Origin of the sequence: Brevibacterium zhoupengii, from assembly GCF_021117425.1 — a bacterium.
GTDB lineage: Bacteria > Actinomycetota > Actinomycetes > Actinomycetales > Brevibacteriaceae > Brevibacterium > Brevibacterium zhoupengii.
Map to the genome: position 1 here is coordinate 743,302 of NZ_CP088298.1, position 24,103 is coordinate 767,404.

The window sequence follows — 24,103 nt, forward strand, 5'->3', positions numbered from 1 at the left end:
CATGACTGCTGAAGCTGTGTTCGCCGACGAGCCGAAATTGCTGCGAGCAGCAGTCATCGGCTGTGGAGCGATTGCTGGCAATCACGTGGCCGCATATCGCGATGTACCGGGCGTCGAGATTGTCGCGTGCTTCGATACTGATAACCGCCGGGTCCGCGCATTTGCCGCTGACCACGACATCGCTTTTGCCGCATCGTCTCTCGACGAACTGTTCGACCATGGTGTGGACCTCATCAGCGTGTGCACCCCGCACCCCACCCACGAGGCGGTCGTCGTCGCCGCCGCGAAGCGAGGAGTTCATGTGCTCTGCGAGAAGCCGATTGCCATCGATGTGGCGGCCGCAGAGCGCATGGTGAGCGCGTGCAGCGACGCTGGAGTCGTCTTCGGCTGCGTCTTCCAGCGACGCCTGTGGCCGGCCGCACAACGTATTCGCCGAGCCATCGACGACGGGACCATCGGCGATCCAATGATGGCCCGGGCAGAAGTTCTTCTTCACCGCGATTCTTCCTACTACACCGGGACCCCGTGGCGAGGAAAATGGGAGACAGACGGTGGCGGAGTGCTCATGACCCAGGCGATCCACTACGTCGATCTGCTGCAGTGGTACCTCGGGGATGTCGACTGGGTGATGACGACTGCCGACACCTTCAAGCACGGTGAGTACATCGAAGTCGAGGACACCCTGGCGGCAACTTTGAAGTTCACAAGCGGTGCCATCGCCCAGTTCACTGCATCGACAGCGCTCACTCCTGCCCTCGGCCAGCGAATCGCCATCACCGGAAGCACCGGTGCCACCGTCGGACTCCTGGAATATCCCGAGGGCACCGAGGCAGTCAATGACGTCTGGGCGGTGTCGGAACAACAAACGTTTGACGGCCCGAGAGAGGTCTTGGCCGATGTTTCCCTAGATCGGATCAACGCATCCCTGGCGCCCTTCCACGCTGCGCAGATCGTTGACTTCGTAGCGGCAGTTCGCTCCGGTGCGACACCGCTGGTGAGCGGACAAGACGCACTGCGGTCACTGCGCACGATGAGCGCAATGTATCAGTCGATGCGATCCGGGCAGCCCGAATCTCCCGAGACGACGGACCGCCCTGTCGGTTCGGAAAGCATTGGGGTCCCTGAATCGCACAGTCATCCACAAACACAGAACTCTCTTGCAGGACAGGACGACGTCGCATGAACGACATTGGAATTGCACATCTGAGTCTGCTCCAGTTGGAACCAGACGAACTGATCGACATCGCTGCGCAGTCAGGGTTCGACTTTGTCGGCATCCGCGTTCGTGGTGCGACACCAACAGAACAGATACCTGACCAGTCACCAGGTTCAATGATGTCTCGGTCGACAATCGCCCGTCTCGACGACACCGGAGTTCGAGTGCGTGATATCGAATTCCTGTCACTTGACGGACATACAGGTCGCGAAGCCTGGCTTCCGATGCTCGAGGCGGGCGCGGCACTGGGCGCTACGACTCTCAACCTCGCCGGGCAGGACCCGGACACTTCTCGGCTTGCAGACACCCTCGCCGAACTTGTCTCCGACGCTGCGGCATACGGGATCGTCCCGGCGTTGGAACCGATCAGCTACAACGCCATCAGCACAGTTGGTCAAGCCTCAGAACTTGCCTCGTCGGCAGGTGCACACTTGATGCTTGACCCTCTCCATATCCAGCGCGGAGGAAGCACTCCCAGCGATGTTGCACAGCTAGATCCATCGTTGATTCCGGTACTGCAGCTGTGCGATGGACCACTCGATGTTCCGAACTCCATTGAGATCAGGGAGCCGTTGCCCCGCGGCATGACTGCTGATGGCGAACCACGAAAGGTGGAGTCACGCGCCCATCGGCTGCCACCGGGTGACGGCGAGCTCCCGCTTGTCGACCTCATTCGGTCTGCGCCTGCTGGGATACCGCTGAGCCTGGAAGTCCCCAATGCTCAAATTACTGCGGAACTCGGCGCTCTCAATTATGCGAAGCAGCTCAGGCGTTCAACAGAGAGGTTGTTGTCAGAGGTATGAACGGCTTCAGCTCGAGTCCAGGCCCCAAAGAAGCGCCGGAAACCGGCCCAACGACCAATGACCGTACGGTTCTGCTCGGCTTGCTCGGGGAGAACATTGCCCAGTCGCTGACCCCAGTGATGCATGAGAATGAAGCGAAGAGGCAGGGGATTCCGCTCGTATATCGTATTATCGACCCGTGCTTGATGGGTATCGCTGAGCCGGACTGGCCAGCACTGGTCGAACAGGCCATCAGCTTCGGGTTCAACGGGTTGAACGTCACCCACCCAGCGAAACAGTCGGTGATACCTGCACTCGATGAACTCGATGAGGACGCAACCCTGCTGGGCGCAGTCAACACGATCGTGGTAGAAGAGGGACGACTGATCGGCCGGAACACCGACCATTCCGGCTTCACCACAGCACTTGAGGCCATTCATGTCGACGCGAGCGCAGGCGAGGTCATCCAGATCGGTGCCGGTGGAGCAGGATCGGCCATCGCATACGCGTTGTTGAGTGCCGGAGTGCCGAAACTGTCGATCGCCGATATCAATCCTGCTAGTTCAAGGGCACTGATTGGGCGCCTGTCTGCGGCCTTCGACAATAGTCGCATGCGTGCGATTGCACCAGACCAGATATCGCACGCGGCTCGTGGCGCCGTTGGACTGGTCAATTCCACGCCGATCGGAATGACGGGTGTCTCGAATGCCAGCCCATTTCCTGTCGATGCACTGCACTGCGGAATGTGGGTGGGGGACGCGGTGTATCGGCCGCTGCACACGACTCTTGTGAAGGCAGCAGCAGATGTGGGGTGCGCTGTCTTCGGGGGAGCGCACATGGCCGTCGGCCAGGCCGCGGCTGCATTCACAATGTTCACAGGCGCTTACTCCGACCGCGAATCGATGCTCGAGTCATTTGAATTATCGGCAGCACATTCGGCGAAATAGTCGTACTATCCAGTCGACGAGACAGGAACCAGGCTCAGACACTCGTACGGCCCGAATATTACGAGCCAAGCCATAGAGTCTCGTTCGGATCTTAGAGAAAAACAATCAATTGATCCGTGCAAACCAGAGTTAAGTGCGACCTCCTCGGCGATCATGGAAATGAAACGACGCGGGTGCCGATACTCCCACGGTGGGGGAGTATCGGCACCCGCGTTGAAGGCGGTCTCGCCGAGCTAAGGATCAGGCGTTGGCGGCGACCCGTTCCTTCTCGCCGGGCTCGTCACCGGCGGTGGCTGCCGGAGTTCCGTGAGCATCGGGCTCGAGCGAGAGCTCGTCGAACGGGCTGGAGCCGTTCAGTGCTGCACGTGCCTGGTCGATGTCGATCTCGTGGGTCCACTTGCCGATGAGCAGGGTGGCCACGGCGTTGCCGGTGAAGTTCGTCAGGGCACGGCACTCGGACATGAACTTGTCGATGCCGACGATGACGCCCATGCCGTCGAGGAGTTCGGGGCGGTGTGACTGCAGGCCCGCGGCCAGCGTTGCCAGTCCCGCACCGGAGACTCCGGCGGCACCCTTCGAAGCGATGATCATGAACACCAACAGCGAGATCTGCTCAGGAATGCTCATCGGCATGCCCATGGCGCTGGAGACGAACAGCGAGGCCATCGTCAGGTAGATGGCGGTGCCGTCGAGGTTGAACGAGTACCCGGTGGGCACGGTGATACCGACGACGGGCTTCGAGACACCAGCGTGCTCCATCTTCGCGATCAGACGCGGCAGAGCCGACTCCGACGAAGAAGTGGAGAAGATGAGCAGGAACTCCCTCGCCAGGTACTTCAACAGCAGGAAGATGTTGAGGCCGGTGACGACCTTGAGGATGGAGCCCAGGACGATGACGATGAACAGTGCACAGGTGAGGTAGAAGGCTCCCATGAGGGTCGCCATCGCACCGATCGCGGCCCAACCGGTCTTGCCGACGACTGCGGCGATGGCGCCGAAGGCGCCGACGGGGGCGGCCCACATGATCATCATCATGAGTTTGAAGACGACGGCCTGGATGTGGCCGATTCCATTGAGGACGGGTTCGCCGGCCTTGCCCATGGACTGCAGGGCGAATCCGACGAGGAGGGCCAGCACCAGGGTCGGCAGGACTGCGATGTCGCCGGGGATGAGGCTCATGAGGAAGTCGACGGTGCCGTTGGATTCTCCACCAGCAGCCGCCTCGTAGGGCTCGAGCTTCAGGCCCTCACCGGGGTGGATGAGGTTGCCGACGACGAGGCCGATGACCAGGGCGAAGGTGGCCATGATGAGGAAGTAGATCAAGGCGATGCCGCCGACCTTGCCGACGGTGGCCGCCTTGGCCACGGAGCCGACGCCGAGGACGATGGTGCAGAAGATGATCGGGGCGATGATCATCTTGATGAGTGCGATGAAGGCCTTGCCCAGCGGTTCGAGCGCCTTACCGGCCTCGGGGGCGATGAGACCGATGGCGGCACCGGCGAACACGGCGATGATGACCATGATGTAGAGCCAGTGCGTACGGTCCTTCTTGCGCTGCGGTGGGGTGGGACCCGCCTCGGCGACGGTATTGTCTGATGGCAACGTTGCCATGTCTCCTCCTTGAGTGGTGGTGCTCGCGGAATCGGGCCGCGAAGAATTTCCCCATGAGCATTCCAGAGGCTGTGACGGTTGTCTCGGTTGCGTTCATAGTGTTCATGGCCGCGATCACATCCTCGACTATTGTAGGGCTGTACGACTTGACGAATTGAAGGGATTGCTCATGAGAATCGATACAGCACTTCTGCGCGCCGTTCCCGGTGCGTTCATCCTCAACTCCGGCATCGGCAAGCTCGGCCTCGATGAGGAATCCGCCGCCGGCCTGCAGCAGATGGCCATCAATGGTGTCCCGATGGTCGAAGAGATGACGCCGGCCCAGTTCGGGAAGTTCCTGTCCTATGGTGAGATCGCCGTCGGTGCCGCTCTGCTGCTGCCCTTCGTGCCCACTCGCATCGCCGGAGCCGCACTGACGACGTTCTCCGCCGGGCTCGTCGCGAACTACTTCGCGATTGACTCCATGACCCAAGACGACGGCATCCGCCCCTCCGAGTCCGGCACCGCCGTGGCCAAAGACACCTGGCTGGCCGCGATCGGACTGGCTCTGATGTTCACCATCGGAGGCAAGAAAAAGAAGAAGCTCAAGAAGTAATCGTCTGCGGCGTCATTCGAGACATCGACCAAGGGGCAGTTGGGCAGTGAAGGCATCCGGGACGCACGGTCGTGCCCGGCACCGGCGACGCAGCGGCACGTTGGCGCGCAGGCTCTTCTTCGTGCAGTTGGCGCTCATCGCCGTCGTCTGCGTCGCGCTGTCCATCACCAGCTACGTCTCGACGCTGGGCTCTGCCCGGCAGGCGACCTCGGAGCGGGTGCTCTCCATCGCCGAGACCCTGGCCCATGACCCCTTCGTCATCGAATCTGTCGAGGACTCGGGAGATTCTTCCGCCTCGGCGAAGCTCCAGCCCTATGCGCTGACCGTCATCGACACCGCCGAGGTCGACTTCGTGACGATCATGGACCGCGACCGCACCCGCTACACCCACCCGGATCCTGAGCAGCTGGGCAAGGCCTATATCGGCAGCATCGACCAGGCCCTGACCGGTGAGAGCCAGGTCGAGGAGTACGAGGGCACGCTGGGGGAGTCGGTGCGCGCGATCGTGCCCGTCACCGACTCATCCGGCGAGGTCACAGCCATGGTCGCCGTCGGAGTGACGCTGAAGACGCTGTCGGTGGCTCGGGCTGCCGCACTGCCGCAGATCATCATCGTCGGCCTCGCCGCGATCGGACTCGGCGGGCTGGGCTCTTGGATACTCAGCCGCTACCTGCGCCGAGTCACGCTCGGCTACGGGCCCGAGCAGCTGAAGTCCCTGTTCGCGTTCTACGACTCCGCGCTGCATTCGCTGCGGGAGGGCCTCATCCTCGTCGACGATGACGGGCGCCTGGTCCTCTACAACGATGAGGCCGCAGAGCTGCTGGGTCTGCCCGAGCCCGATGACCGCACCCCCATTCCCCTCGCCGAGGTGGCCCTGCCCTCGTCCGTGCAGGTCCTGCTTTCGTCCGGTCGGGATGCCGTTGATGAGATCCACCTGACCCGTGACCGGGTGCTCGTGGTCAACCAGAAGCAGGCGAGCCAGCCGGATCGTGGTGGGCTCAGTTCGAGTTCCGGGGGAACGTCTGATTCCGGGGGAACGGTCGCGACCCTGCGCGATCGCACGGATATTCAGGAACTCACCGGTGAGCTCGAGACGATGCGGACCTTGTCTGAGGCTCTGCGAGCCCAGACCCATGAGCACTCGAACCGTCTGCACACCGTGGCGACCCTGATCGAGCTGGGGCGCTCGCGGGAGGCTCTGGACTTCGCCGTTCGTGACCAGCAGGAATCACAGCGGCTGACCGATTCCTTCGTCGACTCCCTCGACGAACCCTTCATCACCGCACTCATGATCGGCAAGGCCGCCCAAGCCCACGAGCGCGGCATCGAACTCACCGTCACCGCCTCCGGTGAATTGCCGCCGAGCAGCCTCGACGCCCGTGACCTCGTCACTGTGGCCGGTAACCTCCTCGACAATGCCTTCGACGCTGCCGCGGACTCTGAGGAACGCCACGTGTGGGCGGACTTCGTCGCCGCCGATGGGGAGCTCATCATCACGGTCGCAGACTCCGGACCGGGGATCGATACTGAGGCGATCGACGCGATCTTCCACCTCGGCGTCTCTGCGAAGGCCGCTCCGGCTGGATCCGGTGGGCGCGGCTTTGGTCTGGTGCTTGTGCGCCAGGCCGTGACGAGGCTCGGGGGAGATCTCGAAGTCGATTCCGACGGGGGAGCGATCTTCACGGTTACACTCCCATTGACGGGAGGAGGCAACGATGGCGAAGAATGACGACCTGCGGGTGCTCATCGTCGAAGACGACCCGATGACTGCCGAAGCCCATGCCGACTTCGTGCGCCGAGTTCCCGGATTCGTCGTCGCCGGCACCTGCCTGTCCGGCCACGATGCGCTGGAGAAGTTCGAGGCGTTCGGGGCTGCTGGGGAGCCGGTCGACATCGTGCTGCTGGATATGAACCTCACCGATTCGCACGGGCTCGACGTGGCCCAACGAATGAACGCCAAGGGCTATGGTGCCGACATCATCGCGATCACCGCGGTGCGCCACCTGCAGGTCATTCGGTCCGCGATCTCGAGCGGGGTGACGCAGTATCTGATCAAGCCGTTCACCTTCACGATCTTCCGCGAGAAGCTGGAGAACCAGCGGGACTTCCGCCTCAACCTCGACGGTGCCGGTGCTGGCTCCTTGGCCACGCAGGCCTCGGTCGACAATGCACTCAGCGCCTTGCGGTCCGTGTCCTCGGGCCGGTTGCCCAAGGGGTTGATTGAGGAGACGCTGACGGCGATCTCTGAAGTTGTCCGCGACGCCTCGTCGCCGGTGTCGGCGACCGAGGTGGCCACGACTTTGGACCTCTCGCGGGTCACGGTGCGCCGGTATCTGGAGCATCTGGTGAAGACGAAGCAGGCGGTCAAGCAACCACGCCACGGAACGCCGGGGCGCCCGGAATATGAGTATCGGTGGGTTTGATGGGTAGGCTGCGCCCAAGGATGTCAAAACCGTACCGAAACTGGTACGCTTTTGGCACAAGGAGAGAGGTGAAGTCATGGGCTACCGACACGATCTGTGGGAGATCGCTGCAGAACAGCACGGTGTCGTCACGATCGCCGAAGCCGAGGATGCAGGAGTGCCCGCTGTAGAGGTGCGCAAGCTTTCCCAGCGCGGCGCACTGCAGGCGTACGGCAAGGGTGTGTACACCCACCGTAGTGTGCCCACGACAGACCTGACCGAGCCAGCGGCGGCGGTGGCACTGGCCGGTGAAGGGGCGTTCCTGGAGCGGGAAACTGTGCTCGATCTGCTGGGCCTGGGGCAGTTCAATCCGCACCGTATACGGGTGGCGACTCGTCGTCGAGTGCGCAGGACCCTTCCCGAATGGGTCGACCTCGAAACGCGGATGGATGTCCCCGACGAGGATCTGACGCATTACGAAGGCATCCCCGCGACCACTGTTCGGCGGGCTCTCGTCGACGTGCATGACAGGATCCCGCTGGAGCGGTGGAAAACGCTGGTCGAACAGGCATTTCAGCGTGAGCTGATCGATAACCTCGACGTCACGACGTCTTTGAGTACATCTTCACGATCTCGCGTTTGAGGATCTTGCCGCTCGGGCCTTTGGGTAGTTCCTCGACGAACTCGATGATCCGCGGGATCTTGTAGGCAGCCAGATTCTCTCGGGCGAACCTCTCCACCTCGGTGGCATCGAGGTGAGCGCCGGGGGACAGGGCGATGACAGCAGTGACTTGTTGCCCGTACTTCTCGTCGGGGGTTCCGACGACGCTGGCCTGAGCGACTCCGGGGATCTCGTAGAGGACTTCTTCGACTTCGCGCGGGTAGACGTTGTAGCCGCCGTGAATGATGAGGTCCTTGATCCTGTCGACGATGAAAAGGTATCCGTCTTCATCCAGATGTCCCAGATCGCCGGTGCGGAACCAACCCTCGTCATCGAGCACCTCGGCGGTGGCCTCGGGGCGTTTCCAATACCCGAGCATGACCGCCGGGCCGCGAAGCACCACTTCACCGACCTCGCCTGCAGGAACCGGGGAGCCTTCCAAGTCGATGACCTTGACCTCGAACCCAGGGGTGGACGGGCCGACGCTTCCGACCTTCCTCGTCCCGAACAGTGGGTTGAACGTGCCCAGCCCGGCCGTCTCCGTCAGCCCGTATCCCTCCGCCACGGGTGCTGAGAAGCGTGATTCGACCTTGCGGATCACCTCTCCTGCGATCGCCGCACCGCCGGAGCTCACGAGGCGCAGATGAGGAGTCTCAACCTCGGAAGCGTTCGTCAGCACCGACATCCACATGGTGGGCACACCCGAGATGATAGAGATCTCGTCCTCGGTCAGGGCATCGACGAAAGCCTGCGGATCCCACCGTGGGAAGAGAGTGAGCGGGGCACCGGCACTCAACGCGGGCAGCGCCATGTCGGCCAGGCCGAAGACGTGGAACAGCGGCAGACCGGTCGCGGACCGATCGTCCGGGCTGGTCTTGGTCATTTCCTTGACGATGTCCGTGGTGGCGATGAAGTTACCCAGGGACAGCATGGCGCCCTTGGGCTTGCCCGTCGTTCCCGAGGTGTAGAGGAGTGCGGCCAGTGAGTTCCATTCGAACTCGACACGATCGACGATGGCGGCACCGTCAGCACTGAGCTCCAGGCTCGGCCCTTCATTGCCGACCAGCGGCAGGGTGGCGAATTCGATGCCGGCCTCACTTGCCGCGAGCTTCCCCGCCTCGGCCATGGCCGGATGGGCCACGAGACGACGGGCGTCCGAGTCCTGAAGAATGTAGACCAGCTCTCTGGCCGTCGACAGAGGATTGACGGCCACGACTGCCAGTCCCGCAGCATGCGCGCCGAGAAACTCGATGAGGAATTCTGGACAGGACGGGGCGATGAGCACGGTCCGATCTCCCGGCACCAGTCCTGCCGCGCGGTAGCGATCACTCGCAGCCTCGACCTCGCCGAGGAAGCGCAGCTGAGACAGCTCTACCCGATCTGGGCCAGGCGGGGTGCGCACCACAACGGAATCAGGAATCGTCTCCGCCCAGGGGATGAGCAGATCGATGAGCGATGTGCGTTGGGTCGCGGCCATGAGACTCCCTTTACTTGAAACTGAGTGCGGGTTCAACTATAGATGGATGTGGCCTGGCACACAATGAGGTGAGGTCACTTTGCAGAGAGGGAGACGATGGAGCTCAAAGGACGAAACGCAGTAGTCACCGGGGCCGCCGGAGGGATCGGCGCCGCAATCGCCGCTGCCCTGCACGAACGTGGTGCGCGAGTGCTCCTCGCCGACCTGGACGAGGCGGTCGCAGACACAGCAGGCAAGCTGGGGCAGGCGCACTGGACCGGGGATGTCTCCTCGGCAGACGGCGTGACCGACTTGGTCGATACCGCCGAGCGCGAACTGCGCCAGGTCGATCTCTACTTCGCCAACGCCGGGATCGGCGGCGCCACCGGACTCGGCGGCGACGGCGACTGGGACCGGATCCTCGACGTCAATCTGCGCGCCCACATCCGCGCAGCCGAACGCCTGGTACCTCAGTGGACGGCTCGTCGGGAAGGATATTTCGTCGCCACCGCCTCGGCGGCGGGACTGCTCACTCAGATCGGACAAGCGGGATACTCGGTGACCAAGCACGCGGCGCTCGCCTTCGCAGAATGGCTGTCCGTGACCTACGGCGACGAGGGGCTGCGTGTATCCGTGCTCGCGCCCATGGGCGTGAACACGAAGATCCTGTGGGGCGAGGATCCCGACGCGGTCACCGGAGATGCCCTGACTGGACAGCGGGCAGTCGCCGAGGCGGGCAATGTCCTCGAACCGGACGACGTCGCCACGACCGTGATGGCCGCCATCGAAGCTGAGACCTTCCTCATCCTGCCCCACCCCGAGGTTCTCGACATGTACCGCATGAAGGGCTCGGACTACGAGCGCTGGATCCGCGGCATGCGCCGCTACCAAGCGAAGCTGCAGGGGAACTGATGAGCTGAAGGCCACTGCGGAAATGATTGAGCGGCAGGGATCTGTCCCTGCCGCTCAAGCTGTGTCTGGGTGCTCAGTCTCCGATGCTGTTGGCGTGCAGATGCTCGCCGGGAACGGCCGTCGGGGACTGCCTGACCTCCTTGGGGTTGGTCTCTCTCAGGGCAATGGCGCAGCCGATGGTGATGACTGCCGTGGCGCAGACGAAGAGGGCGATGCCCACGGTCGAGCCATCCATCTTCGCGATCAGCCAGGTCATCACGATGGGCGTCGAGCCCGACACGATGATCGCATTGAGCTGATAGGCCAGGGACACCGAGGAGAAGCGGATCTGCGGTGCGAACAGCTCCCCGAAGTACGAGGCGACCGGAGCATAGACGAGTGACTGGAATATGGCGGCAACGCTGACCGCCATCGTGAACATGGCCATGTTCGCTGCGTTGATGAGAGCGAAGTAGGGAAACGCCCAGATAAGGATCCCGACTCCGCCGAAGATGATGACCGGTCGACGGCCGATCCGATCGGCCAACCTGCCGCCGAGCAGAGTCACCGGGATCGCGACGACGGTGGAGAGCATGGCCGCAATGAGCATGCTGTTGTAATCCATGCCGAGGTAGGTCGTGCCGTAGGACAGGGCGCCGGCGATCGTGATGTAGAAGACGCAGTTCGTGGCCGATAGTGTGCCGGAGGCGAGCAGGATCGTCTTCCAGTTCGACTTCACTGCCTGCCACAGCGGTGCTCGCACGACAGCGGGTCTGTTCGCCGAGGCTTCCGAGACTTCTTGCTTGAGTGCTTCGAACTCGGGGGAGTCTTCGATCTTGAGCTGGATGTACATGACGACCGGCACGAGAAGCGCGGTGGCCCAGAACGGGACCCGCCAACCCCAGGAGACGAAGGCTTCATGGCTGATGGACGTGGAGACGATGACGAAGACGAGATTGCCCAGCAAGGCACCGCAGGGGACTCCCACCTGCATGAAGGAACCAGAGAACGCCCGGTGTTTGGGTCCTGCCGACTCGCTGAGAAGCAGCGCAAGGCCACCCCACTGTGCTCCACAGGCGACGCCCTGGATGAACCGGCAGGTCACGAGCAGGATCGGTGCGATGAGGCCGATGCTCCCGGTCGACGGCAGGCAGCCGATGGCGAACGTGAAGATCGCCATTCCCAGCAGGGAGATGACGACCATGGGTTTGCGGCCGAGCTTGTCGCCGTAGTTGCCGGCCAGCAGGCCGCCGATCGGTCGGGCGATGAAGCCTGTGGCAAAGGTTGAGAACGACAGGAGTACGCCGTTGATGCCTTCCGCGTCAGGAAAGAACACATGAGGGAAGACGAGTGCGGCAGCGGTGCCGTAGAGGAAGAAGTCATACCATTCGATCGATGAGCCGACGAGTCCGGCCGCGCGGAGTCGTCCGTGCTTTCCAGCGTGGACCTTTGAGTCTCTGCGACTGAGGCTGGCGGTGGAGTTTGGGGGCATGCGGCGTCCTTTGTTCGTTGAAGACTGCTACGTGGGTGATGTCTGTTGTGGCAGTGATGTCATTCGAAATAGCGGCGCGGGTTCTTCACCAGCATCGTGTCGATGTCGTCCTCGCTCACACCGCGTTCGAGCAGAGTCGGAATGACCTCGTCCGGGATGTGACGGAAATGCCAGTTGGGCTGCGCTGTCTCCTTCTCCTCCTGCGTGAAGTAGTCGATATAGCACGATGCGTCATGAGCGAGAGTGATCTTCTCGGCATATCCGCGGCGGACGAGTTCGACGATTGTCTCCACGCGCTGCTCGGTCGGGAGATAGGCATCGATTCCGAAGCGGTCCATCCCCAGGAAGGATCCGTTGTCCGCGATCGTCATCAGGTAGTCGATATCGGTCGAATCCCCGGAGTGCCCGATGACCACTCTGCTCAGATCCGCGCCCTCCTCCTTGAGGACTCTCTGTGCCACCAGGCCCGATTCGGTGCTCGGGTTCGTATGGACCGTGATGGGCACACCGGTCTGGACGCTCGCCTGGCCGACGGCGCGCATCGTGCGCTCGACTCCAGGGGTGAGGCCGGGTGTTTCTATGGCGCACTTGAGGAACGCCGCCTTGACTCCTGTGTCTGCGATGCCGTTCTCGATATCGGAGACGAAGAGGCCGACGAGCGGCTCCGGCTCGTCGATGAGCAGCCCTGGGCCGTGGTAATCGAATTTATGCGGCAGATCGTTGAAAGTGTAGAGCCCCGTGGCCACCACGACGTTGAGATCAATCTGCTCCGCCACCTTCTGAACTCGGGGGATGTAGCGTCCGAGCCCGACGACGGTGGGGTCGAAGATCGTGTCGATGCCTGCGGCCTTGAGATCGTTGAGCTTGGCCACGGCGTCGGCGATCTTCTCCTCCTCGTCCCATCCCATGTCGTAGTTCTGCCGCATCTCCTCGTTGACGATGAAGATGTGCTCGTGGACGAGGGTTCTGCCGAGGCTGCTGCTGTCGATGGGGCCGGTGACAGTCTGCACTTGTGCCATGGGTGCTGCTCCTTCGCATACGTGGCTCGACCGTGCACCAGATGCCACTGCCACTTGAAGTGATGCGGCTCACACGGCTACTCTTACGTTATCGAATATGAACTCAATTTCAAGTGCGCATGTGTGATCGTTCAATCTGCACTCGCCTGCACTGCGCCGCACCCACCGAAAGGCAGACCATGACAAGCCCCATTCGCCCCACCTCGATCGCCGACCTCGAGGCGCTCGTCGGCCAAGAGCTCGGACCGACCGGCTGGCATGTGCTGGTCCAAGACGACATCAACGCCTTCGCCGATCTGACGAATGATCACCAGTGGATCCACGTCGACGAGGAGCGGGCAGCGGCAGGACCGTTTGCCGGAACTATCGGCCACGGCTTGTTCACGCTCTCCCTCGGTCCGGCCTTCATGGAGGAGCTGATGGCCTTCGACGGTTTCGCTCACAGCCTCAACTACGGGTACGGGAAGGTTCGCTTCCCCAACCCCCGACCAGTGGGCTCACGTGTTCGCATGCTCGCCACCGTCACCGAGGTGGAGCGAAAGAAGACCGGTTCCGCGCAGATCACGACGACTCAGGTCTTCGAAGCCGAAGGCATCGACAAACCCGTGTGCGTGGCCGAATCGATCGGCTTCTTCACCGAGCATGGAGCCGAGGTCTGAGGATGAATGCCATGAACATGACAACACTATTCAGCCTCGACGGACGCAGCGCTCTCATCACCGGCGGTTCGCGCGGCATCGGTCGAATGATCGCAGAAGGATTCGTCCAACTCGGCGTGCGCGTCTACATCACCGCCCGCAAGGCCGAGGAATGCGACGCGGCGGCAGCTGAGATGTCTGAACAGGGGACCTGCACCTCCATCCCCGGCGACATCTCCACCCCGGAGGGACTCGACGCCGTCGTCTCGCGACTGCGTGAGCAGGAGTCGAGCCTGGACATCCTCGTCAACAACGCCGGAGCCGCCTGGGGCGCACCCTTCGACGAGTTCCCGGAACACGGCTGGGACAAGGTCATGGACCTCAACCTCAAGGCACTGTTCTTCCTCACCCAGAAACTCGCCCCCAAACTGCGTGCAGCCGCTGCCGGTGGAGACCATCTGGCCAAGGTCATCAACATCGCCTCCATCGACGGCATCCGGACGAACCCGAACGAGACGTACAGCTACCACGCGAGCAAGGCCGGAGTCATTCACTTGACCAAACGACTTGCCGCCCAACTCGCCCCGGACGGGGTCATCGTCAGCGCAATCGCCCCCGGAGCCTTCCCCTCACGGATGAACAAGGACGCCCGCGACCACGGGGATGAAATCCAAAAGCGTGTCCCCGCAGGACGCATCGGCTCACCCGAAGACATGGCCGGGGCCGCAACCTACCTCGCCTCACGCGCCGGAGACTACGTGGTCGGCGAAACCATCGTCGTCGACGGCGGAGTCGTCGCATCAACAGGCCTCTAAGACGACGTGAACAAGAAAGGCTAGACATCATGAAGGCAGTACAGCTCAACGCCACCGACGGGCCCAGCGCCCTCGGCCTCGCCGACGTCGACGCACCCACGGCCGAACCGGGCACGGTACTCATCGACGTCGCCTACGCAGGCGTGACATTCCCCGAACTTCTGCAATCCCGCGGGCAGTATCAGATGCAGCCGCCCCTGCCCTACACCATGGGGTCCGAGGTTGCGGGAACGGTACGCGAAGTGGGAGAAGGAGTCACCGACTTCGCTGTCGGTGACCGTGTCCTCGGCGTCGCCGGCACCGGAGGCTACGCCGAGGTCATGGCAGTCCCCGCCGCAAGTGTCCTGCCCCTGCCGGAGACTGTGTCTCTTAAAGCCGGGGCGGGAATGCCGATGAACCTGCTCACGGCCGACTTCGCACTGCGTGTACGAGGAAACCTTGAGGCAGGGCAGAGCGTCCTCATTCACGGTGCTGCCGGCGGTCTCGGCAGTGCTCTGGTCCAGGTCGCGCTCGCCTACGGAGCCGAGGTCGTCGCCGTCGTCTCGACTGAGGAGAAGGCGGAAACGGTGACCAACCTCGGCGCTCAGCATGTGGTCTTCGCCGAGGGATTCAAGACGCAAGTCAAAGAGATCTTCCCGCACGGGGTCGACCTCGTCGCAGACCCCGTTGGAGGGGACCGGTTCACCGATTCCCTGAGGTGCCTGACGACGTTCGGCACGCTCCTCGTGCTCGGCTTCACTGCGGGCCAGATTCCTGAAGTGAAGGTCAATCGACTGTTGCTGAACAACATCTCCGTGGCAGGCGTGGGCTGGGGTGCCGCGTTGGCCGGCCGGCCCGAGATGGTGGCTCAGCAGTGGGAGTCGCTGTGGCCGCACCTGTCAGCGGGGATCCTCAACCCGAGCATCCACGCTGTTCTGCCGATGCAGGAGGCAGGGAAAGCACTCGAGATCATCGACTCCCGCTCGGTTCGAGGCAAAGTGCTCCTCGACGTCAACGGAGACGAGAACGATCCAGCCGCCTCGGCGAGGTGAGCGTCTTTCGCAGAACCGAGAAATTTCGCTGTACCGAAACATTTCGCTCTACCGATCAGAACTGATGAGAAAGCAGGAACCATGGACTTCGCACCTGACGAGAAGACCCGCGAATACCAGGACAAGCTCAACGCCTTCATGGACGAATTCGTTTACCCGGCAGAGTCGGTCTACCACCAGCAGCGAGCGGAGGCCGGGGATCCGAACTTCCACCCGCCGATCCTCGAGGACCTCAAACGGGAGGCGAAGAGCCAAGGGCTGTGGAACCTGTTCCTGCCCTACGAGGGATGGGGTGCGGGACTGACGAACGTGCAGTACGCCCACCTCGCCGAGATCACGGGCCGAAGCCCGGAGATCGCACCTGAGGCCATCAACTGCAACGCCCCGGATACGGGAAACATGGAAGTGCTCACCCTCTTCGGGACCGACGAGCACAAGGAGAAGTGGCTCAAGCCGCTGTTGGCGGGAGAGATCGCCTCAGCCTTCTGCATGACAGAGCCGGCCGTGGCCAGTTCCGATGCGACGAACATCGAAATGAGCATCGCCTCCGACGGTGACGACTACGTGCTCAACGGTCGGAAGTGGTTCGCCTCGAATGCGCTTCACGCCAACTGCAAGGTCTTCATCGTCATGGGCAAGACCGACCCGAGCGCCGAGACCCACCGCCAGCAGTCGATGCTGGTCGTACCCAAGGACACTCCGGGAATCACGATTGTCCGCGGACTGCCTGTGTTCGGGTACATGGACCGCGAAGGTCACGCCGAAATCCTCTTCGAAGACGTGCGGGTGCCCAAGTCCGCGCTGCTCTCCGGCGAAGGCGAAGGCTTCGCCATCAGCCAGGCGCGACTGGGCCCCGGACGCATCCACCACTGCATGCGGTCGATCGGTATGGCAGAACGTTCCCTCGACCTGCTCATCGACCGGGCCCAGCAGCGGGTGACCTTCGGGCAGCCCGTCGCCGAGCGCGCCAACATCCAAGAGTGGATCGCCGAGGCGCGCATCGAGATCGAAGCCACCCGCCTCCTCGTGCTCAAAGCGGCATGGATGATGGACACCGTGGGCAATAGGGAAGCGGCGACGGAGATCGCGGCCATCAAGGTCAAGGCACCCGAGATGGCGCTGAAGATCGTCGACCGAGCCATCCAGGTCCACGGCGGCGGCGGTGTCACCGACGACTTCCCGCTGGCCGGCTTCTACGCCCACCTGCGCACACTGCGACTGGCCGACGGACCCGACGAGGTGCACAAGCGCTCGATCGCCCGACGGGAGCTGCGTCGGCGAAAGACCGCTCGGGAGGCCGGATGAGCGTCGAGCTCAACCTGACTGCGCTCGCCGTCTGGATGCGGAGTGCGGGGGAGACCGTCGTCGGTGACCTCACAGGGACTCGGGTCGGACAGGGGCAGTCGAACCTCACGTACCGCATCGATGACGAGTCCGGGCAGTCCTGGATTGCGCGCAGGCCACCGTTGGGAAAGCTTCTCGCCTCGGCGCATGACGTCGAACGCGAGCACCAGATCATGGGGGCGCTGCAGGGAACGGGAGTGCCCGTGCCCACCACGATCGGTGTATGCACCGACGAGGCTGTTGCCGACGTTCCGGTCTTCCTCATGACGCATGTCGAGGGCACTGTCATCGACGATGAGGAGACTGCGCGTTCACTGGATCCGAAGGTGCGACGCAGTCTCGGCCTCAACCTCGCTCGCACGCTTGCCCAGATCCATGCCGTCGATATCGATGCTGTGGGGCTGGGCGGCCTGGCTTCGCGGAAGCCCTACGCGCCGAGGCAGCTCAAACGGTGGAGCAGACAACTGGAGGAGAGCCGAACTCAGGATCGGCCTGACCTTGATGCGCTGACCGATCTGCTGCGCGAGCACGTTCCAGCACCGGATGAGATCGCGCTGGTCCATGGTGACTTCCACGTCCGCAATGTCATCATCGACGACAGCACGGGCGAGATCCGTGCTGTTCTGGATTGGGAGCTCTCGACTCTGGGTGATCCTCTGGCCGATATGGGCAGCGCGCTGGCGTATTGGACTCAGTCCGGTGAGATGCCGGGCGGAATGTTCACCGCCTCCACTTTGGACGGCTTTCCCACGCGAGCGGAGATGGCTGCGGAGTACCTGCGGGCTTCGGGACGCAGCGGGCAGGCGCTGGGCTTCTGGCATGTGCTGGGCGTGTGGAAAGTCGCCATCATCGCCGAGGGCGTCTATCGCAGGGTCCTCGACAATCCGGAGAACGCCGCCGGAGCCACTCTCACCGCGGAGAACATCCAAGCGATGGTCGACCACGGTTGGGACGTCGCCAGGGAGAACGGGTTGGCGTCATGACGGGGTCGGTGAACACCCTCGGTGTGTCGGCGGATTGTATGATGGGCTGATCATGTCGAAGACCGAAGAACAGGGTAAAGAACTGCCCGTACTGGGTGATGCCGCACCGAGGCGTGATCTTCCATCGACCCCGCGCGGACTCAGGACTCGGGCCTCTCTCGTGGCTGCGGCTCGCACTGTCTTCGAACGCGATGGGTTCATCGATTCGCGGCTGACGGACATCACGAAGGAAGCCCAGTGCTCCACCGGCACCTTCTACACGTACTTCGACAGCAAAGAAGAGGCTCTCGCCGCAGTTCTGCATGAGGCTCAAGAAGATATGCTCCACCCCGGTCCGCCGCAGGAGCACCACGAGAATCGCAGCGTCATCGAGTCACTCGATGCCGGTAACCGTGCCTATATCAAGGCATATAAGCGCAATGCCAAACTGATGCTCCTGCTTGAGCAGGTCGCCGCTGTTGATCCGGAGTTCAGGCAGCTGCGCCTGGATCGAGGGCAGGCCTTCGCCAAGAGAAACTGCAAATGGGTGAAGAAGCTCCAGGACGAGGGCTATGCTGATCCGAGTCTTGACCCGGTGATGTCTGCCAGCGCATTGTCGCTGATGGTCGGGCGCATGGCGTATTACAAGTACGCACTGAAGCAGCCAGGCTGGGGCTCGGATGACCTCCTTGCGGAGACCGCAACGAAGCTGTGGGTCAATGCGCTGGGCATCCCGGCCGATGGCTCTCGCCGAGGAGACTGAACGATGGCATCGACAACGACGTCTGAGCTGAATGCCGGTGACCAGTTCGATAACGCATCGGTGGCGGGGCGACTGGCCGAGCTGCCGTTCGTCGCTGAGGCGCGGGCACTGACGGTGAGTACCTCAGCTGGAGAGTTCGCAGGGTTTCAGGCGAGGCCTGCTCATCCGGATCCGCAGCTCGGAGATGCAGTTCTGCTCCACGGTTGGCCCGAGTTCGCGTCCTGTTGGGAGCAGACAGCGGCGATACTCCTCGAGCACGGGATGAGCGTGTTCGCCTATGACCAACGCGGATATTCGCCTGGGGTCCGACCCGATTCGGTGGACGAGTACACGATGGCGCACCTGGTGTCCGACCTCGACTCGGTGACTCGTGCTGCGGGGCTCGACCGGTTCCATCTGGTCGGCCATGACTGGGGTGGGATGGTTGCCTGGCATTTCGCCGCGAACCATCCCGAGCGTCTGCTGACCTGCAATGTCGTGTCAACGGCCCACCCGATCGCCCATGCCAAGCAGGTGCGGGCGGACCCGGATCAGTACGAGCGTATGGGCTACATGCGCGCGATCCAGGACCATCCGGACGGTGTTGCCCGCACTCTGCTGCGCAATGACGGAGAGCGGCTCATCACTCTCTACGACAGCGACGTTCCTCCGGATATCGCCGCCTCCTACGTATCGCGGCTGAGTGAGCCCGGCGCGATGGAGTCGGTGCTGAAGTACTACCAGGCGGCGGACGGACGCGAGCGGGTGGAGAGTACTCCGATCACCGTTCCGACGAGTTTCGTGTGGGGCAGCGACGATGTTGCCTTCACCCGAGGTTCGGCGGAGCTCAGCGCCAGCTATGTCGAAGGCCCGTACCGGTTCGTCCCTCTTGAAGGGGCTTCGCATTGGCTCCCGGAATCGCGGGCTGAGGATATTGCGGGCACGGTTCTTGACTGGGTGCGGGAGCACGCGGAGGACAACGAACGAGACGACTCGAAGCCGAACTGAGGAGAGATGAGCACGATGCGCGCGGTAGTCCAGAACGAATTCGGCTGCCCGGAAGTCCTCACTTTGATCGAGGACGCACCGATACCCGAACCCATTCCCACCGAGGTTCAGGTGCGCGTCAGCCATGTGGGAGTCAACCCGGTCGACGGAAAGACCCGTGGAGGTGCGTCCGTGGCAAAGCTCATGGGCGCTTTCCCCATCACGGTCGGATGGGATATCGCAGGCGAGGTCTCCGCCTTGGGTAATGGGGTGAACCGTTTCTCTGTCGGTGACCGTGTCTTCGGGATGCCCCGTTTTCCGTACCCGGCCAACGGGTATGCCGAATTTGTGACCTCACCGTCTCGCCACCTCGTGCGCATTCCCGATTCTCTGGATTCTGCGACTGCCGCGTCGATCCCTCTGCCTGCCACGACGGCGTACCAGATCGTGCACGAAGCCGCGGATGTGCGCAGCGGTCAGAGCGTTCTCGTCCTCGGAGGTGGCGGCACCGTCGGCACCTATGTTGTGCAGATGGCGAAGAAGCTCGGCGCGATTGTCATCGGTCACGCAACTGGGGAGAAGCTGAAGCATCTCGAGTCTCTCGGTGTGAACCGGGTGATCGACTATGCGATCGAAGAATTCGACGACCCCAACCTCGGCGGCGGTCCGATTCACGATGTCGACGTCGTCATCGACCTCATCGGTGGGGAGTTCGCCCTCCGCGCAGTTCCACTGACCAAGCCGGACGGGATCGTCGTCGGAGTGCCCTCGGGACAGCAGCAGGGCCTCGACGCAGCGGCCACGCAGGTAGGTGTTCGCTGGACGAACGTCATCGTCGAACCGGATCATGTCGCGCTCGAATACGTGGCTGAGCTCATCGAGAACGGGGATCTTCATGTGCCCGCTCCGGCCACAGTCCCGCTCGAAGACGTTGTGGAGGTTCATCGGCAGATGGACGACGGTCACCTGCCGAAGACTGTGCTGACGCTGTGACCGCTTGACGATCACACCTCCACGGTTCGATCGCACCATGCCAGACTGATTCCATGACGGATGTGAGTGCGATGTCTTCGACGGAGAAGATCGAACGCGGTGCCACCGCTGTGCACCAGGTGGGTCTGCAGGGGGCGGTGATCGATGCGCTTCCGGCTGAGGCTGTTCCTGCGACTCGGGCAGAGGCCTACGCGATGCAGACCCGCTATGCCGAGTTGGAAGGGCAGCCCACCCGTGGGTGGAAGATCGCGGCGACGAGTGAAGCCGGGCAACGGCACATCAACGTCGACGGTCCGCTGGGCGGTCGCGTGCTCGCCGACCGCGTCCAAGGCGATGGGGAGGCCGTGTCGCTGAGCGGCAACTCGATGTGTCTGGCCGAGCCGGAGTTCGTGTTCGTCCTCGGCACGGCGCTGCCTCCGCGCCCAAACCTTACACCCTCGACGAGGTTGTGGAGGCGGTGGCCGCACTGCACTTCGGCATCGAACTGCCAAGTTCCCGCTTCACCGATGTCACCACCGCCGGTGCACTGCAGATGATCGCCGACAACGCCTGCGGCCACCGATTCGTGCTGGGACCGGCGGCGAAGGAGACTTGGTCCTCGCGCGATCTGGCTGAGGTGTCGATGACGGCCGACGTCGATGGCCCATCCGGGTCCCGAACCATTGAGGGCGTTGGTAGAAACGTTCTCGGTGACCCAGCCGCCGCACTGACCTGGCTGGTCAATGAACTCTCCGCCGTCGACATCGGTCTGGAGGCAGGGGACTACATCACTACGGGCACGTGCAGCGAACCCATTCCTGTGGAACCGGGGGATTCGGTGTCGGCGAGGTTTGACGATCTGGGAGTCGTTAGCTGCGCGTTTGTTGACTGAACTGGTGAGAGTGAAGGTCTCTTCCCGGCTTCTATCAAGCAGATGACGCAGTTTGACGGGCAAGTATGTAGACAGCCCGTGTCACACCCGTCTGCCATGCTGTTTCTATGTCTGAAGCGCAGCCTTTTCAGAGCAATGTCGACCAATCCGAACTCGATGAACTCAACGATCGTCTGGCTCGAACTCGGTGGACGGACCAGCTCCCTGGCGTCGGCTGGTCGCATGGGGTCAACGGCGATTATCTGCGAGACATGGTCGAATACTGGCGCACCGAATACGACTGGCGAACCCACGAAACTCGCCTCAATAGCGTCCCCCAGTTCACCACCGTCATCGACGGGCAGAAGCTGCACTTCCTGCATGCTCGCGCCGAAGCCACCAACGCCATTCCGTTACTTCTGCTGCACGGATGGCCCAGTACGGTTGCTGACTTCCTGCCTCTTCTACCTCGGCTGACCGACCCTGAGGACGGCCTTGCCTTCGATGTTGTGGCGCCATCGCTGCCGGGGTTCGGCTTCTCTGGCCCAACCACTGAGTCGGGATGGGACATGAAGAGGACCGCGCGAATGATGGCGGAACTGATGCGCAGCCTCGGGTACACGAACTACCTCGTTCAAGGCGGTGATTTCGGATCACTTCTCGGACCTGAGATCGGGAGAGTCGACGCTGATCATGTGCGCGGTGTGCACACCAATGGGCTGATCACCCTGTCAGCTATTGATTGGACGGCAGAGGACCCGCTCGAAGGGCTCAGTGAAGAAGAACAAGGGGTTGTCTACGCTGCGGCATCTGGGTGGGAGGAACGCAGCGGATACGCCGCAATCCAGTCCACGAGGCCGCAGACGCTGGCCCATGCGCTCAACGATTCACCGGCCGGGCTTCTCGCCTGGGACCTGGAATGGTTCGTCGACTACGACCCTGAGGCCTCGGTGCAGACTCCTATTGAGTGGGATGCGATCCTCACCGACGTTACGACCACCTGGCTGACGGGCACGGCTGGGTCATCAGCGAGACTGTACAAGGAAGCAGGGGACGCATTCGCAGCCGGTGCCAACTCCGGCGTTCCCACAGCGGTGGCGAAATTCCCCGGCGACTCATCCGTTCGTTCGCTGGCCGAGCGCTCTCACACGATCATCCGTTGGACCGAGTACGAGCGCGGTGGACATTTCGCGTCCCTACAGGCGCCGGATCTGTTGGCTCAGGACATTCGGGCCTTTGCCGAAATGCTTTCATGAGCCTCATGAGGTTATTCGAATGAGCGATGCGGGGCTACGCTTTTCCTGCGCTGTTACCGAGCCTTACGCTGCGAAGACACCCGGGGTCGTTCCCAAGGTCCGGCGGAAATGCCGGGTGAGATGGGACTGGTCATGGAAACCGGACTGGGCGGCCGCCTCGGCGGGGGAGTGTCCCGAAAGGAGCAGCCTGCGGGCGCGGTCGACGCGGCGGCCGATGACGTACTGATGCGGGGCGATCCCGTAGGTCTGGGTGAACACCCGAACCAAGTGACTGCGGTGGGCACCCAAGTCAGCGGCCGCCTCGGCGATGGTGAAGGTCTCTTCCAGGCGATCATCGAGCAGGTGACGCAGACGACGGGCCAGAGGGGTGTCAGAAGCAGTGTCGACCGGTGACTTCAAGTGCGGCTGGACGAGGTCGCGCAGGGCGAGGACTCCGCACTCGGCGGCGAGGACATCGGCCGGGTCAGTCAACGCGGCATGGATCTGGTCGACGGTCGTGGTGACATTCGGATCGAAGAGCATCGGTGTCTCCGCCGCCGCCTCGACGGCGCCCAGGGGCAGCCATTCGGGTTCGAGGTAAAGCACGCGTTTGCGAAATGGAACATCGGGAGTCGCCGAGCGACCATCGTGGGGCACCTGCGGCGGCAGCAGCGTCACCGTCGAGTTCGTCGTCTGATGCTCGTGCCGGTCCAGATCGTAGGTGACAGTGCCCTGATCGACGAGCAGGACCGTCCACGAATCATGAGTGTGGGACGGGTAGGCATGATGCTTGAACCGTGCGTGGAGGACCTCCTGTACCAGGGGTACATTCGGGTGCCACGCGTGGATCACATCTGCCATGTCACAAACGTACAAGACCCACCTGTGGAAACCGGACAGAGTGGGAGCATGCACGAAAACGCGAACGCAGCAGAGACAGATGCAGGCACGTCCACCGATGCAGTCGGAGCAACCGGCGCCGAGGTGGTCCGATTCGATACGAAGGTCGTCGTGGTCCTCCGCGATGACCTGCTTCCCTGGCAGGAACTCAACGTCACGGCGTTCCTGACTAGCGGCATTGCCACCGGCGAGCCGGGTTTGGTGGGGGAGAACTACCGCGACGGTGACGGCAATGACTATCTGCCGATGCTGCGCCAACCGGTCCTCGTCATGACGGCCGATGGAGCGCTGCTGGCGAAGGCTCGGGAGAAGGCGCTCGGCCGCGGGATTCCGCTGGCGGTCTATACGCAGGAACTGTTCTCGACCGGACACGATGCGGCCAACCGTGAGGCCGTGGCATCGGTCGCTGCTGAGGATCTCAACCTGGTGGGGATCGCTTTGCGGGGGCCGAAGAACGCGGTCGATCGGGTGGTGAAAGGCGCGCGGATGCATGGGTGAGGAATTGAGCGGACATCCGTGGCGCTCGCCTTGATG

General features: G+C 62.7%; 25 protein-coding genes. 20 read left to right on the forward strand and 5 right to left on the reverse strand.

Annotated elements, in window-relative coordinates; genetic code table 11:
* Window position 1: 1 nt before the first annotated feature.
* From LQ788_RS03255 to LQ788_RS03265, 3 genes are read left to right on the forward strand one after another with little or no spacing between them, the layout of a single operon-like run.
* Window positions 2-1,183: a Gfo/Idh/MocA family protein gene (locus tag LQ788_RS03255; protein ID WP_231445240.1), complete on the forward strand. Its 1,182-nt coding sequence runs from the start codon at window positions 2-4 to the stop codon at window positions 1,181-1,183.
* On the forward strand, window positions 1,180-2,019 hold the full coding sequence (locus tag LQ788_RS03260; RefSeq protein WP_231445242.1) for a sugar phosphate isomerase/epimerase family protein: 840 nt from the start codon (window positions 1,180-1,182) through the stop codon (window positions 2,017-2,019). The genes LQ788_RS03255 and LQ788_RS03260 overlap by 4 nt, the downstream gene beginning before the upstream one ends.
* A complete protein-coding gene (locus tag LQ788_RS03265) occupies window positions 2,016-2,945 on the forward strand; it encodes a shikimate dehydrogenase (RefSeq protein WP_231445244.1) in 930 nt (309 codons plus the stop codon). Before LQ788_RS03260 ends, LQ788_RS03265 begins: the two co-directional genes overlap by 4 nt.
* A 240-nt stretch (window positions 2,946-3,185) precedes the next feature.
* On the opposite strand, the gene LQ788_RS03270 is transcribed toward LQ788_RS03265, so the two are convergent.
* On the reverse strand, window positions 3,186-4,556 hold the full coding sequence (locus LQ788_RS03270; RefSeq protein ID WP_231445246.1) for a cation:dicarboxylate symporter family transporter: 1,371 nt from the start codon (window positions 4,554-4,556) through the stop codon (window positions 3,186-3,188).
* Window positions 4,557-4,725: 169 nt separating this feature from the next.
* On the opposite strand from LQ788_RS03270, the gene LQ788_RS03275 reads away from it, so the two are divergent.
* The 4 genes from LQ788_RS03275 to LQ788_RS03290 all read left to right on the forward strand — a co-directional run bounded on the left by LQ788_RS03275 (window position 4,726) and on the right by LQ788_RS03290 (window position 8,196).
* Complete coding sequence (locus LQ788_RS03275) at window positions 4,726-5,151, forward strand: hypothetical protein (RefSeq protein ID WP_231445247.1); 426 nt, start codon at window positions 4,726-4,728, stop codon at window positions 5,149-5,151.
* A 46-nt stretch (window positions 5,152-5,197) separates the two neighbouring features.
* A complete protein-coding gene (locus tag LQ788_RS03280; protein ID WP_231445249.1) occupies window positions 5,198-6,880 on the forward strand; it encodes an ATP-binding protein in 1,683 nt (560 codons plus the stop codon).
* The gene (locus tag LQ788_RS03285; protein WP_231445251.1) at window positions 6,867-7,574 is read left to right on the forward strand and encodes a response regulator; all 708 of its coding nucleotides are present in this window, start codon (window positions 6,867-6,869) and stop codon (window positions 7,572-7,574) included. The genes LQ788_RS03280 and LQ788_RS03285 overlap by 14 nt, the downstream gene beginning before the upstream one ends.
* Before the next feature lie 76 nt (window positions 7,575-7,650).
* Window positions 7,651-8,196 carry a type IV toxin-antitoxin system AbiEi family antitoxin domain-containing protein gene (locus LQ788_RS03290; protein WP_231445253.1) on the forward strand — a complete coding sequence of 182 codons (546 nt, stop codon included), beginning with the start codon at window positions 7,651-7,653 and terminating at the stop codon, window positions 8,194-8,196.
* Here the strand turns inward: LQ788_RS03290 and LQ788_RS03295 are convergent.
* Window positions 8,156-9,691 (reverse strand): class I adenylate-forming enzyme family protein, encoded by a 1,536-nt coding sequence (locus LQ788_RS03295; RefSeq protein WP_231445255.1) that lies wholly within the window; start codon window positions 9,689-9,691, stop codon window positions 8,156-8,158. The genes LQ788_RS03290 and LQ788_RS03295 overlap by 41 nt on opposite strands.
* A 96-nt stretch (window positions 9,692-9,787) precedes the next feature.
* Between LQ788_RS03295 and LQ788_RS03300 the strand changes: the two genes are divergently transcribed.
* Window positions 9,788-10,582, forward strand: a complete 795-nt coding sequence (locus tag LQ788_RS03300; protein WP_231445257.1) for an SDR family oxidoreductase — start codon at window positions 9,788-9,790, stop codon at window positions 10,580-10,582.
* 73 nt (window positions 10,583-10,655) lie between these two features.
* Here the strand turns inward: LQ788_RS03300 and LQ788_RS03305 are convergent, their stop codons facing one another.
* Both LQ788_RS03305 and LQ788_RS03310 read right to left on the reverse strand, forming a co-directional pair.
* Complete coding sequence (locus LQ788_RS03305; RefSeq protein ID WP_231445259.1) at window positions 10,656-12,053, reverse strand: MFS transporter; 1,398 nt, start codon at window positions 12,051-12,053, stop codon at window positions 10,656-10,658.
* Window positions 12,054-12,112: 59 nt separating this feature from the next.
* Entirely contained in the window at window positions 12,113-13,072 is a 960-nt protein-coding gene (locus tag LQ788_RS03310) for a phosphotriesterase family protein (protein ID WP_231445261.1), read from the reverse strand.
* A 179-nt stretch (window positions 13,073-13,251) separates the two neighbouring features.
* Between LQ788_RS03310 and LQ788_RS03315 the strand changes: the two genes are divergently transcribed.
* From LQ788_RS03315 to LQ788_RS03365, 11 genes are all read left to right on the forward strand, one after another.
* Window positions 13,252-13,731 (forward strand): MaoC family dehydratase, encoded by a 480-nt coding sequence (locus tag LQ788_RS03315; protein WP_231445263.1) that lies wholly within the window; start codon window positions 13,252-13,254, stop codon window positions 13,729-13,731.
* 17 nt (window positions 13,732-13,748) lie between these two features.
* Entirely contained in the window at window positions 13,749-14,525 is a 777-nt protein-coding gene (locus tag LQ788_RS03320; RefSeq protein WP_231445265.1) for an SDR family oxidoreductase, read from the forward strand.
* Window positions 14,526-14,554: 29 nt separating this feature from the next.
* Complete coding sequence (locus LQ788_RS03325; RefSeq protein ID WP_231445267.1) at window positions 14,555-15,556, forward strand: NADPH:quinone oxidoreductase family protein; 1,002 nt, start codon at window positions 14,555-14,557, stop codon at window positions 15,554-15,556.
* 81 nt (window positions 15,557-15,637) lie between these two features.
* Window positions 15,638-16,861, forward strand: coding sequence for an acyl-CoA dehydrogenase family protein (locus LQ788_RS03330; protein WP_231445269.1), 1,224 nt, complete (start codon window positions 15,638-15,640; stop codon window positions 16,859-16,861).
* Window positions 16,858-17,883 carry a phosphotransferase family protein gene (locus tag LQ788_RS03335; protein WP_231445271.1) on the forward strand — a complete coding sequence of 342 codons (1,026 nt, stop codon included), beginning with the start codon at window positions 16,858-16,860 and terminating at the stop codon, window positions 17,881-17,883. Before LQ788_RS03330 ends, LQ788_RS03335 begins: the two co-directional genes overlap by 4 nt.
* A 52-nt stretch (window positions 17,884-17,935) precedes the next feature.
* Window positions 17,936-18,625, forward strand: a complete 690-nt coding sequence (locus LQ788_RS03340; protein ID WP_231445272.1) for a TetR/AcrR family transcriptional regulator — start codon at window positions 17,936-17,938, stop codon at window positions 18,623-18,625.
* Between the two features lie 3 nt (window positions 18,626-18,628).
* Entirely contained in the window at window positions 18,629-19,612 is a 984-nt protein-coding gene (locus tag LQ788_RS03345) for an alpha/beta fold hydrolase (RefSeq protein WP_231445273.1), read from the forward strand.
* 6 nt (window positions 19,613-19,618) lie between these two features.
* Complete coding sequence (locus tag LQ788_RS03350) at window positions 19,619-20,584, forward strand: NADP-dependent oxidoreductase (protein WP_231445274.1); 966 nt, start codon at window positions 19,619-19,621, stop codon at window positions 20,582-20,584.
* A 53-nt stretch (window positions 20,585-20,637) separates the two neighbouring features.
* Window positions 20,638-21,120, forward strand: coding sequence for a hypothetical protein (locus LQ788_RS03355; RefSeq protein WP_231445275.1), 483 nt, complete (start codon window positions 20,638-20,640; stop codon window positions 21,118-21,120).
* Window positions 21,042-21,455, forward strand: a complete 414-nt coding sequence (locus tag LQ788_RS03360) for a 2-keto-4-pentenoate hydratase (RefSeq protein WP_231445276.1) — start codon at window positions 21,042-21,044, stop codon at window positions 21,453-21,455. The genes LQ788_RS03355 and LQ788_RS03360 overlap by 79 nt, the downstream gene beginning before the upstream one ends.
* Before the next feature lie 107 nt (window positions 21,456-21,562).
* Window positions 21,563-22,690 (forward strand): epoxide hydrolase family protein, encoded by a 1,128-nt coding sequence (locus tag LQ788_RS03365; protein ID WP_231445277.1) that lies wholly within the window; start codon window positions 21,563-21,565, stop codon window positions 22,688-22,690.
* A gap of 63 nt (window positions 22,691-22,753) precedes the next feature.
* Here the strand turns inward: LQ788_RS03365 and LQ788_RS03370 are convergent, their stop codons facing one another.
* Window positions 22,754-23,530 carry a helix-turn-helix transcriptional regulator gene (locus tag LQ788_RS03370; RefSeq protein ID WP_231445278.1) on the reverse strand — a complete coding sequence of 259 codons (777 nt, stop codon included), beginning with the start codon at window positions 23,528-23,530 and terminating at the stop codon, window positions 22,754-22,756.
* Window positions 23,531-23,578: 48 nt separating this feature from the next.
* Here LQ788_RS03370 and LQ788_RS03375 point away from each other — a divergent pair, with 48 nt between their 5' ends.
* A complete protein-coding gene (locus tag LQ788_RS03375) occupies window positions 23,579-24,067 on the forward strand; it encodes a DUF2000 family protein (protein WP_231445279.1) in 489 nt (162 codons plus the stop codon).
* The last annotated feature ends 36 nt before the right edge of the window (window positions 24,068-24,103 follow it).

Bases quoted from the DNA above. Each gene is read 5' to 3' on its own strand.
- LQ788_RS03255 (WP_231445240.1), top strand. From the start codon at position 2: ATGACTGCTGAAGCTGTGTTCGCCGACGAGCCGAAATTGCTGCGAGCA.
- LQ788_RS03260 (WP_231445242.1), top strand. From the start codon at position 1,180: ATGAACGACATTGGAATTGCACATCTGAGTCTGCTCCAGTTGGAACCA.
- LQ788_RS03265 (WP_231445244.1), top strand. From the start codon at position 2,016: ATGAACGGCTTCAGCTCGAGTCCAGGCCCCAAAGAAGCGCCGGAAACC.
- LQ788_RS03270 (WP_231445246.1), bottom strand. From the start codon at position 4,556: ATGGCAACGTTGCCATCAGACAATACCGTCGCCGAGGCGGGTCCCACC.
- LQ788_RS03275 (WP_231445247.1), top strand. From the start codon at position 4,726: ATGAGAATCGATACAGCACTTCTGCGCGCCGTTCCCGGTGCGTTCATC.
- LQ788_RS03285 (WP_231445251.1), top strand. From the start codon at position 6,867: ATGGCGAAGAATGACGACCTGCGGGTGCTCATCGTCGAAGACGACCCG.
- LQ788_RS03290 (WP_231445253.1), top strand. From the start codon at position 7,651: ATGGGCTACCGACACGATCTGTGGGAGATCGCTGCAGAACAGCACGGT.
- LQ788_RS03295 (WP_231445255.1), bottom strand. From the start codon at position 9,691: ATGGCCGCGACCCAACGCACATCGCTCATCGATCTGCTCATCCCCTGG.
- LQ788_RS03300 (WP_231445257.1), top strand. From the start codon at position 9,788: ATGGAGCTCAAAGGACGAAACGCAGTAGTCACCGGGGCCGCCGGAGGG.
- LQ788_RS03305 (WP_231445259.1), bottom strand. From the start codon at position 12,053: ATGCCCCCAAACTCCACCGCCAGCCTCAGTCGCAGAGACTCAAAGGTC.
- LQ788_RS03310 (WP_231445261.1), bottom strand. From the start codon at position 13,072: ATGGCACAAGTGCAGACTGTCACCGGCCCCATCGACAGCAGCAGCCTC.
- LQ788_RS03315 (WP_231445263.1), top strand. From the start codon at position 13,252: ATGACAAGCCCCATTCGCCCCACCTCGATCGCCGACCTCGAGGCGCTC.
- LQ788_RS03320 (WP_231445265.1), top strand. From the start codon at position 13,749: ATGACAACACTATTCAGCCTCGACGGACGCAGCGCTCTCATCACCGGC.
- LQ788_RS03325 (WP_231445267.1), top strand. From the start codon at position 14,555: ATGAAGGCAGTACAGCTCAACGCCACCGACGGGCCCAGCGCCCTCGGC.
- LQ788_RS03330 (WP_231445269.1), top strand. From the start codon at position 15,638: ATGGACTTCGCACCTGACGAGAAGACCCGCGAATACCAGGACAAGCTC.
- LQ788_RS03335 (WP_231445271.1), top strand. From the start codon at position 16,858: ATGAGCGTCGAGCTCAACCTGACTGCGCTCGCCGTCTGGATGCGGAGT.
- LQ788_RS03340 (WP_231445272.1), top strand. From the start codon at position 17,936: ATGTCGAAGACCGAAGAACAGGGTAAAGAACTGCCCGTACTGGGTGAT.
- LQ788_RS03345 (WP_231445273.1), top strand. From the start codon at position 18,629: ATGGCATCGACAACGACGTCTGAGCTGAATGCCGGTGACCAGTTCGAT.
- LQ788_RS03350 (WP_231445274.1), top strand. From the start codon at position 19,619: ATGAGCACGATGCGCGCGGTAGTCCAGAACGAATTCGGCTGCCCGGAA.
- LQ788_RS03355 (WP_231445275.1), top strand. From the start codon at position 20,638: ATGACGGATGTGAGTGCGATGTCTTCGACGGAGAAGATCGAACGCGGT.
- LQ788_RS03365 (WP_231445277.1), top strand. From the start codon at position 21,563: ATGTCTGAAGCGCAGCCTTTTCAGAGCAATGTCGACCAATCCGAACTC.
- LQ788_RS03370 (WP_231445278.1), bottom strand. From the start codon at position 23,530: ATGGCAGATGTGATCCACGCGTGGCACCCGAATGTACCCCTGGTACAG.
- LQ788_RS03375 (WP_231445279.1), top strand. From the start codon at position 23,579: ATGCACGAAAACGCGAACGCAGCAGAGACAGATGCAGGCACGTCCACC.